Origin of the sequence: Microbacterium sp. Leaf161, from assembly GCF_001423645.1 — a bacterium.
Classification (GTDB): domain Bacteria; phylum Actinomycetota; class Actinomycetes; order Actinomycetales; family Microbacteriaceae; genus Microbacterium; species Microbacterium forte.
In genome coordinates this window covers 1413880-1427945 of the sequence record NZ_LMOW01000001.1, presented here as the reverse complement: position 1 = coordinate 1427945, position 14066 = coordinate 1413880, and the positions used below count along the sequence as shown (strand labels likewise).

Genomic DNA, 14066 nt, shown 5'->3' with positions numbered 1-14066 from the left:
GAGAAGATCAGTATTCGGTGTTGCTAAGTACCGGTACTCAGTGTTACTTTGTACTGGTACCCAGCAACACTGAGTACCGAACAACGAGAGGAGGCCTTCATGGGCAAGCAGATGACCGAGATGCTCAAGGGCACCTTGGAGGGCATCGTTCTGGCTCTCCTCGCCGAGCAGCCGGCCTACGGATACGAGATCACCACCCGCGTGCGTGACCACGGATTCACCGACATCGCCGAGGGCACGATCTACGCCCTGCTCGTGCGCGTCGAGCAGAAGAAGCTCGTCGATGTCGAGAAGGTGCCGAGCGAGAAGGGGCCGCCCCGCAAGGTGTATTCCCTCAACCCGGCGGGCACGCAGGAACTCGAGGAGTTCTGGAAGACCTGGAGCTTCCTCGCGCAGCGCATCGACAGCCTGCGCACCGAAGACACGAAGACCGACACGAACAACACCGACAGCACCACGAACAAGGAGAACTGACCATGGCCGCGAAGTGGATCGAAGCGCTCACCGGATCGCTCGAGCAGAAGAAGCAGTACCGCGATGCGAAGAAGCGCATCGACTCCCTCCCCGAGCCGTACCGCACGGTCGCGAACGCCCAGCACCGCTACACGATGTACTACGGGGGCATCACCGATGGCGACACCCTCGTGCAGATCTTCCTCGACCTCGCCGATCTGTGGGAGCGCGCCGCCATCGACGGCACCCCGATCGACGACATCGTCGGAGACGACCCCGTCTCGTTCGCCGAGACCTACGCCGAGGCGTACGGCGGAACCCAGTGGGTCGACAAGGAACGCGCCCGCCTGACCAAGGCGGTCGATGACGCGAAGAAGAAGGAGACACGATCATGACCAGCCCCGCCATCGCCGTTCGCGGCCTCGAGAAGTCCTACAAGGACCTCCACGTGCTGCGCGGCGTCGACTTCGAGGTCGAGAAGGGATCGATCTTCGCCCTGCTCGGCTCGAACGGCGCAGGCAAGACGACCGTGGTGCGCATCCTCTCGACGCTGCTGAAGTCGGATGCCGGCACGGCCGTCGTTCAGGGAGTCGACGTCGCCGCCGACCCGCTCGCGGTGCGGCAGAAGATCAGCCTCACCGGTCAATTCGCCGCGGTCGACGAGATCCTGACCGGACGCGAGAACCTCATGCTGGTCGCGAAGCTACGGCACCTGCCGGACGCCGCGAAGGTGGCAGACGACCTGCTCACGAAGTTCCGACTGACGGATGCCGGAGCTCGCAAGGTCGGCACCTACTCGGGCGGCATGCGCCGTCGCCTCGACATCGCCATGAGCCTGGTCGGCCACCCCGAGGTCATCTACCTCGACGAGCCGACGACCGGGCTCGACCCCGAGTCCCGCATCGAGGTGTGGGACGTCATCACGGAGCTCGCGAACACCGGCACCACGGTGCTGCTCACCACGCAGTACCTCGACGAGGCCGAGCAGCTGGCCGATCGCATCGCGATCCTCCACGAGGGTCGGATCATCGCCAACGGCACCCTGGCCGACCTCAAGCGCCTGCTGCCGGCGGCCAAGGTCGAGTACGTCGAGAAGCAGCCCACCCTCGAGGAGATCTTCCTCACCCTCGTCGGCCCGAAGTCGGGCTCTACAACCGGAAAGGAGAGCGCAGCATGAGCACGCACTTCGTCGCCGACACCGCGACGCTCACCGGCCGCTCGATGCGGCACATCTTTCGCAGTCCCGACACGATCATCACCACGGCGGTCACGCCGATCGCCCTGATGCTGCTGTTCGTGTACGTCTTCGGCGGCGCGCTCCGCGAGAGCACCGGCGCCGAGAACTACGTGAACTACCTGCTCCCCGGCATCCTGCTCATCGCCATCGCGTCCGGCATCGCCTACACGGCCTTCCGGCTCTTCAACGATCTGCAGAGCGGCATCTTCGAGCGGTTCCACTCCATGCCGATCGCGCGATCGAGCGTGCTCTGGGCGCACGTCCTCACGTCGCTCACCGCCAACGGCATCACGCTGGCGATCATCTTCGGCGTCGGGTTCCTGATGGGGTTCCGCACCGGAGCCGGCCCGCTCGCGTGGCTCGCCGTCATCGGCATCCTGTTCCTCTTCACCCTCGCCCTCACCTGGCTGGCCATCATCGCCGGCCTGAGCGCCAAGACGGTCGACGGGGCGAGCGCCTTCTCGTATCCGCTGATCTTCCTGCCGTTCATCAGCTCGGCGTTCGTGCCGACCGAGACCATGCCGGGCCCGGTGCGGTGGTTCGCCGAGAATCAGCCGGTCACCTCGATCGTCGACACCATCCAGGCGCTGTTCGCCGAGAAGCCGGTCGGCACCGAGATCTGGGTCGCCCTCGCGTGGTGCGTCGGCATCCTGATCGTCGCCTACGTGTTCGCGATCCTCGCGTACCGCAAGAAGGTCAGTTGAACGTCTGCAGTGAGACGGAACGCTCCGTCCGGGCCCCGCGCCCGGCCGGGGCGTTTCGCCGCGCTCGGCGTCGGAGTTCGTGGCGCTCGGCCGTGGCCATGTGACGCCCTTCGGGGAGGAGATCCGCCCTTCGGGAGGACGGATCAGCGCGAAACCTCCTCCCAAAGAGCAGTCCTCCTCCCGAGGAGGTGAGGGCGAGGAAGAGGTGAGGGCGAGGGAGGGGTGAGAGCGAGGGCGAGGTGGGGGCGAGGGAGGGGTGAGGGCTGGCAGGGGATGCCGAACAGAGGAGAGGCTGCCACCCGCCCTACCGCAACCCGAGGGGGCCGAGCACGATCCGCTGGCGCGTGCGCACCCAGACCACACCGTCGGCGCGCCGTTCGGCTCGGGTGGCGAAGCGGTAGCGATACGACACCGCACGCACCCACCGAGGCTGCTCGCCGTCGAACGGGTCGGAGCGCAGCAGCGCGAGGGTCGGAGCATCCGCTTCGAGAAGTCGCAGCAGGAACACCGTGAACCAGTTCGTCGAGTGAGCGCCCGAGCGGCAGGAACCACATCAGCCAGTCGAGCCGCAGGTGGTACGGCGCGAACTGGCGGGGGATGCGGCGCACATCGCCCGGCTTTCCCTTGAACTCGTACTCACGCCACAGCAGCCCGTCGTCGTCGACCGACCCCTCGACGACGATCTCGATGCGCTCCTTGGTCACGGTGCCGAAAGCGCCATAGGCGTTGCCGATCTGCCACCTGTTGAAGCTCGCGTTCATCAGCTGGCGACGCGCGAACAGGTTGCGCAGGGCCGGCCAGCTCAGGGCCACGACGAGGATCCCGACGGCCGTGGTGATCACGAACCAATACAGGGGGATGCCGGGCCACAGCGACTCGTCCGGGACCGCTCGCTCGGCGACCGGAGCGCCCACCCCCGGCATGCCGATCGCCGAGAACGCGATGACGATGGTCACCCAGTTCAGCCAGGCGAAGTTGCCCGTCGCGACGAGCCACACCTGCGTCGCGATCACGATCACGGCGGCCACGGCCCCGACGATCTGCGGCACCGGCCCGGGGACCCACACCGACAGCAGCGGCGCGAACACGAAGAAGGGCACCACGAGCTGCGCGAAGTGGTTGCCGACGACCTCGCCGCGATGGAACCACCGGGGCAGCAGGTGCGCCTGACGGCTGAGCGGCCCCGGCATCGGCTGCGTCTCGTGGTGATAGGTCAGCGCGGTGAGGTCTCGCCACTCCTGCCCACCGCGGATCTTGATCATGCCGGCGCCGAACTCGACCCGGAACAGCAGCCACCAGAACAGCACGATCACGACGGTCGGCGCCGGCTGGTCGTTCGACCCGAGGAACGCGGCCAGGAACCCCGCCTCGAGCAGCAGCATCTCCCAGCCGAACGAGTAAAAGGTCTGCCCGATGCTGACCACCGACATGTATCCGAGCCACAGCGCGAGGAAGCACAGCATCGGCACCCACGGCGGACCCCACTGCGGAACGCCGATGACGAGCAGCGCCGACACGACGATCCCTGCCCCGCACAGCAGTGCGAGTCGTCGATCGGAGTACCGGATGCGGACGAAGAGGGTCGGATGCAGCATCCGCCGCCGCTCGCGCTTCTCGCCGATCCAGTCGAGCAGCACCGGCGCCGGCAGCAGCCCGTTGTCGCCGAGAAGCGCCCGGAACTGGTTCAGAGTCGAGACGAACGCGACGAGATACAGCCCTGCGATGCCCCGCTGCAGGACCTCGCGAGCGAACCCGAAGTCGACCGCCGCGAACCCGTCCACGAGCACAGGCTACGCTCGCGGCACCACGCCGCGGAGGGGGTTGCGGACAGCCGGCACCGCCACCCGCTCCGGCGGTCGTTGAGCGAGCCCGGCGAAGCCGAGCGAGACGAAACGCGGTACCGATGCGCTATCGGCTCGCCGCGTTTCGTCTCAGTCGACTCCGTCGTCTTCGCTCGACGACCGGCGGGATGTCGACGGTCGACAGGCGGGTCAGGTCAGCTGACGACCCAGTCGAAGTCGTCGCCGTGCTCCTCGAGCCAGGCGTCGACGGCCTCGGCCTCCCGGCCCTCGCCGAACTCGTTGACGACGAGATCCTCGAGCGAGCCGTACTGTGCGTCGTCGAGCTTGATCTTCTCGATCAGCTCTGCGGCCTCGGGGAACTCCTCGGCGAAGCCATCGGTGCCGAGGAAGTGCAGACCCTCGGCCTCGCCCATGGCGCCCGTCGGGTCTTCGAGGTCCTTCAGCGGGAACGCGTCGTTGGCCCAGAACGGACGCCACAGCGTCACGACGATGTCTTCCTTCTTCTCGGTCGCGGACTTCAGCTCGGTGAGCATCGCCGCGGTCGAGGAGGTCACGAGCTCGTACGACGAGTCGAGACCGTACTCGGGCATCATCTTCTGAGTCTGCGCCGTGAGTCCGGCACCCGGTTCGATGCCGAAGATCTTGCCGCCGAACTGGTCGCCGGCGGAGGCCAGATCCTCGATCGAGTCGATGTCCGTGTATTCGGGCACCGCGATCGTGAGCTTGGCGTTGTCGTAGTAGGTGCCGAGGTCCTCGATCGAGTCCCCGTAGGTCGCCATGTACTCGGCGTGGGTGATCTCGGGCCATGCCGACGGGAACACGTCGACGTCACCCTGAGCGAGCCCGGTGTAGAGAGGGCCCGCCTCGGTGAGCGTCTTCATCTCGACGGTGAAGCCGATCTTCTCGAGCTGGTCCTGAAGCAGGTAGGCCGTGCTGAGACCGTCCGTCCACGACGGCAGGAAGCCGAGCGTGATCGTGCCCTTCTCGCCGGTGGATCCTCCGCCGCCACCGCCGAACTCGGTGGTGCCGCCGGCCCCGTCGCTCGCGCAACCGGCGAGGGCGAGAGATGCCGCGGCGCCGAACGCCGCAATGGTGATGATCCTGCGCTTACGCATTCTGCAGCTCCTTCTCTTCAGCGGGCATATCGAGCGGGGCGGATGCCGTGGCCGCCGCAGACGCGGAGGCCGCGCGCTGCGACTCGCCCCGATGCCGGATCACGGCGAGGAGCGAACCAGGGTTGCGTCCGAGCGTTCCCAGAGCGGCCGTGACACGGTCGAGGAAGACCGCGATCAGGACGACCCCGAGACCCGCCTCGACGCCCTTGGCGATGTTGACGGTCGAGATGGCCTCGACGACCATCTTTCCGAGTCCGTCAGCACCCGCCATTCCGGCGATGACCGCCATCGACAGCGCGAGCATGATGACCTGGTTCACGCCGGCGAGAATCGTCGGCATGGCGAGCGGAAGCTGGATGCCTCGCAGGATCTGCCCTGGCTTGGCGCCGAACGCCTGACCGGCTTCGACGGTCTCGGAGTCGACTCCGCGGATGCCGAGCTCGGTGAGTCGCACGCCCGGGGGCAGCGCGAAGATCACTGTCGCGACGAGTCCGGGGACGACGCCGATGCTGAAGAACACGATCGCCGGGATCAGGTAGACGAACGCCGGCATGGTCTGCATGAAGTCGAGCACGGGCTTGAGCACCGCGCGCACGGCAGCGTTGCGGGCCGACCAGATGCCGAGCGGGATCGCGATCACGACTGCGACGAGCGCAGCGACGAGCACGAGGGCGAGAGTCTGCATCGCGGGCACCCACAGGCCCATCGCGACGATCAGCGTGAACGACACGATCGTGCCGATCGCGAGCTGCCACGAGCGCACGAGCCACGCGATCAGCGCGGCGATGACGATCACGACGTAGAAGTAGGGCAGCAGCAGGAGGAATGTGAGTCCTTCGACGAGCGAGGTCACGACGAACGAGATGACGTCGAGCAGACCGTCGAGATTCGTCTTGATCCAGTCGACTCCGGTCGCGACCCAGCTGCCGAGGGGAATGCGGAAACCATCCATCAGCGGACCTCCTCTGTCTTCACGGCGGCCGCCGGGTCGGCGGTCCACCCGTCGTCGAGCACTGCATCGATCTCGGCCTGCGGCATCGGAAGCAGCGGCAGGGTGAGCTCACCGGTGGCTCCGGGGCCGGGGCCCAGGGCGGCGAGCAGGGTGATGCGGGGGATCACGCCGGTCAGGCGCCCCGTGGCATCCACCACGGCCAGCGGCAGCGGTGACTCCACCGACGGGATGAAGAGGTTCATGAGGACCTCGTCTTCGCTGACGCTCTGCGGCACCGGCTTGATGATCGACTCGAGCGTCGACACGCCCTTGCGGACCAGCTTGACGGCGTCGCGGTCGGTGACGATTCCGAGCAGCTTGCGGTCGCGACCCGTGACGTAGGTGGCCGACATGAACGCGTCGCGCATCTGGCGCAGGGCGGTGCGGGGGCCGGCGGTCTCGGCGACGACCGGGCGCGGGCGCTCCATGACGTTCGCGGCGGTGAGCACGCGGGCGCGGTCGACATCCTGCACGAACTGCTCGACGTAGTCGTTGGCAGGGTCCATGAGGATGTCTTCCGGCGTGCCGATCTGCACGATGCGGCCGTCGCGCATCACGGCGATGCGGTCGCCGAGGAACATGGCCTCGTTGAGGTCGTGGGTGATGAAGACGATCGTCTTCTGCAGCTTCTCCTGGAGTTCGAGCAGCTGCTCCTGCATCTCGCGACGGATCAGCGGGTCGAGGGCGCTGAACGCCTCGTCCATGAGCAGGATGTCGGAGTCGGCCGCGAGCGCACGGGCGATGCCCACACGCTGCTGCATGCCACCCGACAGCTCGGACGGCAGCTTGTCGCCCTGGCCCTCGAGACCCACGAGCGACAGGATCTCGTCGGCCTTCTTCAGCCGCTCGTCCTTGCCGACGCCCTTGAGTTCGAGCGGGTAGGCGACGTTCGCGGCGACCGTGCGGTGCGGCAGCAGTGCGAAGTGCTGGAACACCATCGAGATGCGGTCGCGGCGGATCTCGCGCAGCCGAGACGACGGAATGCCCGTGATGGGGTCGCCGTTCACGACGACGGATCCGTCTGTCGCCTCGTGCAGCCCGTTGAGCATGCGGATGATGGTGGACTTGCCGGAGCCCGAGAGGCCCATGATCACGAAGATCTCGCCTCGGTTCACGGTGAAACTGGCGTCGATGACGGCGGCGGTTCCTGCGTCGCCGACCTCGGATCTGCTCTCACCGGCCTTCAGTCGACGGACGGCACTGCTCGGATTCTTCCCGAACACCTTGTACAGATTGCGCGCTTCAAGAGCGATTTCGGACACGTTTCCCCTGCGGCTCGCCTTCGGGTGGCTGAGCCTGCTTCGGTTACGCCCGGGTGATCCTCCCGGCCGTTTCGACATGGTGCTGTGGCGGCGCGGACGGCGGATTTCGGATCCACCGCGATAGAGCATCGACCGTACGTCCACGCCTCTTCGCAGCACAGCACATTCGAAAGAAGGACGTGATCGCGGACTGGTCTTCGGGCCGTCAGGCCCACCAACCAACGTAACGAAATGGCCGGTCAGGGGCAAATCCGCCATTTCTATCGACGTTTAGTTTCGTCGGCTGACCGGGGGATTGCGCGGGTTTCGGACGTGCGTGCGGGCAGGTGCGGCGCGGGCGTTTCGGAGGCGGGATCAGCGGCGGATGCTGCGCGTCACCGTGAACTTCGGGGTGCGCTCGACCTGTTCGGTCGCCCCCACCAGACGGGTGAGCTCGGCCCGGTAGCCGAGTGACGAGTTGAAGACCGTGAACAGCTCGCCGCCGGGTCGGAGGATGCGGGCTGCGGCCTCGAACAGACGTGTCGCTGCCCCGGTGTGCACGCTGCTGCCGAGATGGAAAGGTGGGTTGAGAAGCACGACATCGGCACTGGCGTCCGCGATCTCGGAGCCCGCGTCGTCGTGCATGACGGTGACGCGGTCAGCCACCCCGTTCGCAGCCACGGTGGCTCGGGCGGAGGCCACCGCTGCGGCAGAGCGATCGGTGGCGATGACGCGGGACTCCGGATGCGCGAGGGCGTATGACGTGGCGAGCGCGCCGGTTCCGCAGCCGAGATCGACGGCGATCGGCCCCGGGCTCGGCTCGCCGCCGTTCACAACGCAGCATGGATCGGCCGGATCGGCCGATCTCGGCATGCTTTCGGCCCGAGTGGGCGCACCCGTGCTGAGTTGTGAACCGTCGAGGCCGAGCACCTGGAGCAGAACCCGGGTGCCGATGTCGAGCTTCGCCCCCGCGAATGCCCCGCCGTGCGCGACCAGCGTCAGCCAGTCGTGCTGCGCCACGACCGGAAAAGGGGGTGTGACCGGGACCTCTCTCGGCCTGCTCGCGATGACCAGGCGGGACTTCCGCTCGGCCCGCTGCGCCTGGACCTCGGCGAAACCACGACCGAGGACCTCGTTCTGCGCGATGGTCATGTGCTTCACCCGGCCACCGGCGACGAGCACGACATCTCTCGCGGCCCAGCGCGCCACGGCGTCCGTGATCTCCTCGAGCTCGGCGAGCGCCTTGGGCAGCTGCAGCAGCACGAGTCGCGCCCCGTCGAGCAGAGTCGCATCGAGCTCATGCGACGAGAACCCGCTGAGCCCGAGCTCTTCTGCGTTGCGCACGAGGGCGCGCCGGCCCGTCGTGAGGTCCTGATGCACACGCACGCCGTCGACGCCGGCAGAGGTCAGAGCGAGCGTGATCGCGCCGTACTCGTCGCCGATCACCGCGATCTCGCGTCCCTCGATCCCGAGCGACAGAGCGCACTCGACGAGCAGCACGTCGGTGGCGTCGTAGGCCTGCAGGTTGTCGGCCTCGACATCGGGCCAGCGGCGCAGGCGGCCGTAGGGGAAGTCCACGACTCAAGACTACGAGCGGCACCCCTTGACGCAGACTGAACGACTGTTTAGTCTGCTGTACATGCGTTCAGCTTCTGACGATCTCACCGCTCGTGCCCGCATCCGCGATGCCGCGATCGTCGCCTTCGCCCGCGACGGATTCGACGGCGCGAGCATGCGCGGCATCGCGAAGGAGGCCGGAGTCAGCGCGGCGCTGATCGTCCACCACTTCGGCGACAAGAATGCGCTTCGCACCGAGTGCGACGACCATGTGGTCGGTGTGTTCATCGACGAGGAGCACGACCTCATCGAGGCGCCGACGGGTGATCGCATCCGCGCCGCCCTGCATGATCTCGACCGCTACGGCACGTACGTCGACTACCTCTCGCGCATGCTCGTCGACGGCTCCCCCGCCGCCGACCGGCTGTTCGACAGTTTCCTGGCGAGCACCCGCAGCGTGCTCGCCGAGCAGCGCGACGCGGGCATGCTCGAGCCCATGAGCGATCCTGAGATGACGACGCTGCTCGTGACGCTGATCGGCCTCGGACCCGTCGTGATGCGCAGTCAGATCGCGCGCGCACTGGGCACCGACCAGCTGAACCCTGCGGGGCTCATCCGCATGACGCTGCCCACGCTGGAACTGCTCACCCACGGCATCTATTCGACGACCGCACTGCTCGACAGCGCCCGCGACGCACTCACGCCACCGGCGAACGCCTCGGAAGGAGACGCATCATGACCGACACGATCGAGATCGACCGTCTGCACAAGCGCTACGGCAGCCGCATCGCACTGCACGAGCTCGACCTGCACGTGCGACCCGGAACCGTCTTCGGACTCATCGGCCCGAACGGCGCCGGCAAGACGACCACGCTGCGCACACTCGTCGACGTCATCCGCCCGTCCTCCGGCTCGGTGCGCGTCCTCGGCGAAGACCCACGCCATGGCGGCGCAGCGCTGCGACGGCGCATCGGCTACGTTCCGGGCGAGCTGCACCTCGAAGGGCGATCGAGCGGACACCGGATGCTGTCGTTCTACGCCCAGGTCTCCGGATCCCGCGAGGCCACCGCGACTCTCCGCACCGGCCGCGAGCTGGCCGACCGTCTCGGGGTCGACCTGGCGCGCCCCGTGCGCACCCTGTCGAAGGGCAACAAGCAGAAGGTCGGGCTGATCCAGGCGTTCATGCACCGGCCAAAGCTGCTGATCCTCGACGAACCCACCAGCGGTCTCGATCCGCTGGTGCAGCGCGAGTTCCTGCAGATGGTCCGCGAGGCCAAGGATGCCGGGCAGACCGTGCTGCTGAGCTCGCACGTGCTCAGCGAGATCCAGCAGACCGCAGACGAGGTCGCCGTGCTCGCGAACGGGCGGGTCGTCGCCGACGGCGACGTCGCCTCGCTGCGCCTGGGATCGATCCGCCGCGTGCGAGCGGAGATCTCGACGACGGATGCCGCGGCCGCCCGCGCCGACTTCGATCGGGTTCCGGGGCTGAGCGGCATCGATACGAGGGATGCCGAGGGCATCCTGCACTTGTCCGGCACGATCGACGGGGCCATCGATCCGTTCATCAAGGCCCTGGCCCCGTTCGAGGTGCGCGACCTCACAGTCGAGGAACCCGACCTCGAGGAGTCGGTGCTGCGGCTGTACGGCGACACTGCGGCGAGCGCAGCATCGGGTCCCACGCGCGGCAGCGCCGATGCCGGGGCCGACACCGAAGTCCCGACGAGACGCTCGATCCGCGACGGGGAGGCGGAGCGATGAACGGCATCCTTCCGGTGTTCCGGCGCAACCTGCGCGAATCGTGGCGGAGTCTTCTCGGGTGGACGGTCGGCCTCGCCGCCGTGCTGTTCCTCTATCTGCCGCTGTATCCGAGCATCGGGGGCAACGGGCAGATGCAGGACATCATCGACGCCCTTCCGAAGCAGCTCGTCGAGACCATCGGATACGACCAGATCTCCAGCGGCGCCGGGTACACGCAGAGCACGTTCTACGGGCTGATGGGCTTTCTGCTGCTCACGATCGCCGCGGTGATCTGGGGCTCCGCGGCGATCGCCGGGGCGGAGGAGAGCGGTCGCGCCGAACTCGACCTCGCGCACGGCATCGGACGCGGTCAGTACGCTCTCGAGTCGGCACTCGCGGTGCTCGTCCGACTGCTGTGGCTCGGTGCCTTCTCGGGCGTCGTCGTCCGGGCTCTGAACGACTCCGCCGGGCTCGACCTCGAGGGCTGGCACATCGTCGGGGCGAGCGCGGCACTCACCGGTCTTGCGTTCCTCACGGCATCTGCCGCCCTGTTCGCGGGAGCGGCGACCGGGCGCCGGATCTGGGCGACCGGGGTCGGTGCGGGAATCGCCGTGGTCGGGTACATCCTGCAGGCACTCGCCAAGCAGTCGAAGGATCTCGACTGGATGAACGCACTCTCGCCCTACGCGTGGGTGTACCGGCAGTCACCGCTCGCCGAGGGCGTCGACCCCGGCGGCCTCGCCCTGACCTGGGGTCTCGCGGTCGCGTTCGTCGTCGCGTCGGCCCTCGCGCTCCGAGCCCGCGACCTGCGCGGCTGAATCCCACGCACGAAGGGGCGGATGCTGCGGCATCCGCCCTTTTCGCGTACCTTCCCGCCCCGCCCCGCTCCGCCCCGCGCCGCCGCCGGCACGTGGGGCCACCTCCGCATGGCGAGCACGATGCGGAGCGACTTCCGCACCGCAATCAGGCGCCCGCGATGCGCAACTGACCCCGCACGACTCGGCAAGGGCGGCTCGGACGCGGGCGCCGACCACCGGAGCAGCCACCGACTCTTGACACGATCAAAGTTAGATGGTTACCTACTCATGTAACTAACCCACTAACCACAGCGGAGGACGCGTGATCGAAGAAGGCAAGCCGCTCTTCCTCCAGATCGCCGAGCAGATCGAGGACTCGATCCTCGACGGCTCACTCTCGGAGGAATCGCAGGCGCCCTCGACCAACGAGCTCGCCGGCTTCTACCGGATCAACCCCGCGACGGCTGCGAAGGGAGTCGCCATGCTCACCGACAAGGGAGTGCTGTACAAGCGCCGCGGCATCGGCATGTTCGTCGCCGCCGGGGCGAAGGATCTGCTCCTCGGCGAGCGCCGCGCCGCCTTCGCCGACCGCTACATCGACCCGCTCCTCGCCGAGGCCCGCACGCTGGGGCTCGGCCCAGACGACCTCGCCGCACTGCTCCGCGAGCGTGCGGCGCAGGAACCACAGCCAGCACAGACACGACAGACAGAAGGGACGACCCCCGCATGACCGCCGTCATCGAGGTGCAGAACCTCACCAAGCACTACAAGGAGAAGAACGCGCTCGACAACGTGTCGCTCACCCTCGAGGGCGGCGCGATCTACGGACTGCTCGGCCGCAACGGGGCGGGCAAGACCACGCTCATGTCGATCCTGACCGCGCAGAACTTCGAGTCGTCTGGCACCGTGCGCGTCTTCGGCGAGCACCCCTACGAGAATACGAACGTCCTCAACCGGGTCTGCTTCGTGCGCGAGAGCCAGAAGTACCCCGACGACGCATACCCGCGTCATGCGTTCAAGGCTGCGAGCCTGTTCTTCCGCAACTGGAGCCAGGAGCTCGCCGACGAGCTCATCGAGCAGTTCCAGCTGCCGATGAAGCAGACGATCAAGAAGCTCTCGCGAGGCCAGCTCTCGGCCGTCGGAGTCATCATCGGTCTCGCCTCGCGCGCCGAGCTGACCTTCTTCGACGAGCCCTACCTGGGCCTCGACGCGGTCGCCAGACAGATCTTCTACGACCGTCTGCTCGAGGACTACGCCGAGCACCCGCGCACGATCATCCTGTCGTCGCACCTGATCGATGAGGTGTCGAACCTCATCGAGAAGGTCATCGTGATCGACAACGGCCAGATCCTGCTCCACGAAGACACCGATGCCGTGCGCGACCGCGCCGTCACCGTGATCGGCGATGCGACCAAGGTCGACGCGTGGGCCGCCGATCGCGAGGTGCTGCACCGCGAGGCGCTCGGCCGCGTCGCATCCGTCACCGTGCTCGGGGCGCTGTCTGCCGCCGAGCGCGCCGAGGTCACGGCATCCGGTCTCGATCTGGCTCCGGTGTCGCTGCAGCAGCTGATCGTGCGTCTCACCCAGAAGGCCGAGGCGGGCTCTGCCACCAGAGCCTCCGTCGCGAAAGAGGAGGTCCGCTGATGCGACGCACACTCAACGTCATCCGCCTGCAGCTGATCAACCGGCAGACGTTCATCTGGGTGCCGCTGATCATCCTCGGCTCCGCGGTGATCATCTCGATACTCATCTACGCGATGATCCCGACGGACGGCCCGAAGTACGGCGGCGGCGGCCAGGCTCCGCTCTGGTATTTCTTCGCCATCGGCCTCTCGGCGATGACACTCACCTTCCCGTTCTCGCAGGCGATGAGCATCACCCGGCGCGACTTCTTCTTCGGGACCATGCTCACGGCGATCCTGGGCAGCGCGTTCCTGGGGATCGTGTTCCTGATCGGCGGCGGCATCGAGACGCTGACGAACGGATACGGCATCAACGGCTACGTGTTCTACCTGCCGTGGCTGTGGGAGGCAGGTCCGCTCGGAGCGTTCACCGTGTACTTCGCGCTCGCTCTCTTCCTGTTCGTCGTCGGATTCACCGGCGCGACGATCTACAAGAGCTGGGGGCCCACCGTGCTCACCATCGCGAGCGTCGGTCTGGGGCTCATCCTCGTCGGGCTCGCCTTCCTCGCCACGAGACTCGAGCTGTGGGATGAGGTGTGGCGGGGGATCCTCGACGCCGGCGCGCTCGGACTCGCACTGTGGGGCCTCGTCGCGACTGCGGTGCTCGCGGGCATATCGTTCCTCGCCTTCCGCAGGGCGATCCCCTGATCACTCGGTGATCAGTCGGCGCCGGTCGCTCCTCACGGGGTGGCCGGCGTCGCGCGTTCCGACCGCTACCTGCCCTCGCCGCCAGATGCAACCAGGTGCGAG

At 67.4% G+C, this 14066-nt stretch carries 14 protein-coding genes and 1 pseudogene; 10 read left to right on the top strand and 5 right to left on the bottom strand.

The genetic code is table 11. The features are described 5' to 3' along the window. Positions 1-99: 99 nt before the first annotated feature. Genes ASF87_RS07030 through ASF87_RS07015 form a run of 4 tightly spaced genes read left to right on the top strand, consistent with a single transcriptional unit; the run spans position 100 to position 2394 of the window. Complete coding sequence (locus tag ASF87_RS07030) at positions 100-474, top strand: PadR family transcriptional regulator (protein WP_056375218.1); 375 nt, start codon at positions 100-102, stop codon at positions 472-474. 2 nt (positions 475-476) lie between these two features. Beyond that, the gene (locus tag ASF87_RS07025; RefSeq protein ID WP_056375216.1) at positions 477-848 is read left to right on the top strand and encodes a DUF1048 domain-containing protein; all 372 of its coding nucleotides are present in this window, start codon (positions 477-479) and stop codon (positions 846-848) included. Continuing rightward, positions 845-1630 (top strand): ABC transporter ATP-binding protein, encoded by a 786-nt coding sequence (locus tag ASF87_RS07020; RefSeq protein ID WP_056375215.1) that lies wholly within the window; start codon positions 845-847, stop codon positions 1628-1630. The genes ASF87_RS07025 and ASF87_RS07020 overlap by 4 nt, the downstream gene beginning before the upstream one ends. Further along, complete coding sequence (locus ASF87_RS07015) at positions 1627-2394, top strand: ABC transporter permease (protein ID WP_056375213.1); 768 nt, start codon at positions 1627-1629, stop codon at positions 2392-2394. The genes ASF87_RS07020 and ASF87_RS07015 overlap by 4 nt, the downstream gene beginning before the upstream one ends. 304 nt (positions 2395-2698) lie before the next feature. Here the strand turns inward: ASF87_RS07015 and ASF87_RS07010 are convergent. The 5 genes and pseudogenes from ASF87_RS07010 to ASF87_RS17895 all read right to left on the bottom strand — a co-directional run bounded on the left by ASF87_RS07010 (position 2699) and on the right by ASF87_RS17895 (position 9121). Further along, positions 2699-4175: pseudogene (locus ASF87_RS07010) on the bottom strand (lipase maturation factor family protein). A gap of 215 nt (positions 4176-4390) precedes the next feature. After that, complete coding sequence (locus ASF87_RS07005; protein WP_056375210.1) at positions 4391-5311, bottom strand: glycine betaine ABC transporter substrate-binding protein; 921 nt, start codon at positions 5309-5311, stop codon at positions 4391-4393. Continuing rightward, positions 5304-6263 carry an ABC transporter permease gene (locus tag ASF87_RS07000; RefSeq protein WP_056375209.1) on the bottom strand — a complete coding sequence of 320 codons (960 nt, stop codon included), beginning with the start codon at positions 6261-6263 and terminating at the stop codon, positions 5304-5306. Before ASF87_RS07000 ends, ASF87_RS07005 begins: the two co-directional genes overlap by 8 nt. Then, positions 6263-7564, bottom strand: a complete 1302-nt coding sequence (locus tag ASF87_RS06995; protein ID WP_056375207.1) for a quaternary amine ABC transporter ATP-binding protein — start codon at positions 7562-7564, stop codon at positions 6263-6265. The genes ASF87_RS07000 and ASF87_RS06995 overlap by 1 nt, the downstream gene beginning before the upstream one ends. Positions 7565-7918: 354 nt before the next feature. Further along, the gene (locus ASF87_RS17895) at positions 7919-9121 is read right to left on the bottom strand and encodes a class I SAM-dependent methyltransferase (protein ID WP_056375205.1); all 1203 of its coding nucleotides are present in this window, start codon (positions 9119-9121) and stop codon (positions 7919-7921) included. Positions 9122-9182: 61 nt separating this feature from the next. Here ASF87_RS17895 and ASF87_RS06985 point away from each other — a divergent pair, with 61 nt between their 5' ends. The 6 genes from ASF87_RS06985 to ASF87_RS06960 all read left to right on the top strand — a co-directional run bounded on the left by ASF87_RS06985 (position 9183) and on the right by ASF87_RS06960 (position 13964). After that, the gene (locus ASF87_RS06985; RefSeq protein WP_056375203.1) at positions 9183-9839 is read left to right on the top strand and encodes a TetR/AcrR family transcriptional regulator; all 657 of its coding nucleotides are present in this window, start codon (positions 9183-9185) and stop codon (positions 9837-9839) included. Continuing rightward, the gene (locus ASF87_RS06980) at positions 9836-10858 is read left to right on the top strand and encodes an ABC transporter ATP-binding protein (RefSeq protein WP_082508785.1); all 1023 of its coding nucleotides are present in this window, start codon (positions 9836-9838) and stop codon (positions 10856-10858) included. Before ASF87_RS06985 ends, ASF87_RS06980 begins: the two co-directional genes overlap by 4 nt. After that, positions 10855-11655 carry an ABC transporter permease subunit gene (locus tag ASF87_RS06975; RefSeq protein ID WP_056375201.1) on the top strand — a complete coding sequence of 267 codons (801 nt, stop codon included), beginning with the start codon at positions 10855-10857 and terminating at the stop codon, positions 11653-11655. The genes ASF87_RS06980 and ASF87_RS06975 overlap by 4 nt, the downstream gene beginning before the upstream one ends. Positions 11656-11956: 301 nt before the next feature. Beyond that, positions 11957-12364, top strand: coding sequence for a GntR family transcriptional regulator (locus ASF87_RS06970; RefSeq protein ID WP_056375199.1), 408 nt, complete (start codon positions 11957-11959; stop codon positions 12362-12364). After that, positions 12361-13278, top strand: coding sequence for an ABC transporter ATP-binding protein (locus ASF87_RS06965; RefSeq protein WP_056375196.1), 918 nt, complete (start codon positions 12361-12363; stop codon positions 13276-13278). Before ASF87_RS06970 ends, ASF87_RS06965 begins: the two co-directional genes overlap by 4 nt. Next, on the top strand, positions 13278-13964 hold the full coding sequence (locus ASF87_RS06960; RefSeq protein WP_056375194.1) for a hypothetical protein: 687 nt from the start codon (positions 13278-13280) through the stop codon (positions 13962-13964). Before ASF87_RS06965 ends, ASF87_RS06960 begins: the two co-directional genes overlap by 1 nt. The last annotated feature ends 102 nt before the right edge of the window (positions 13965-14066 follow it).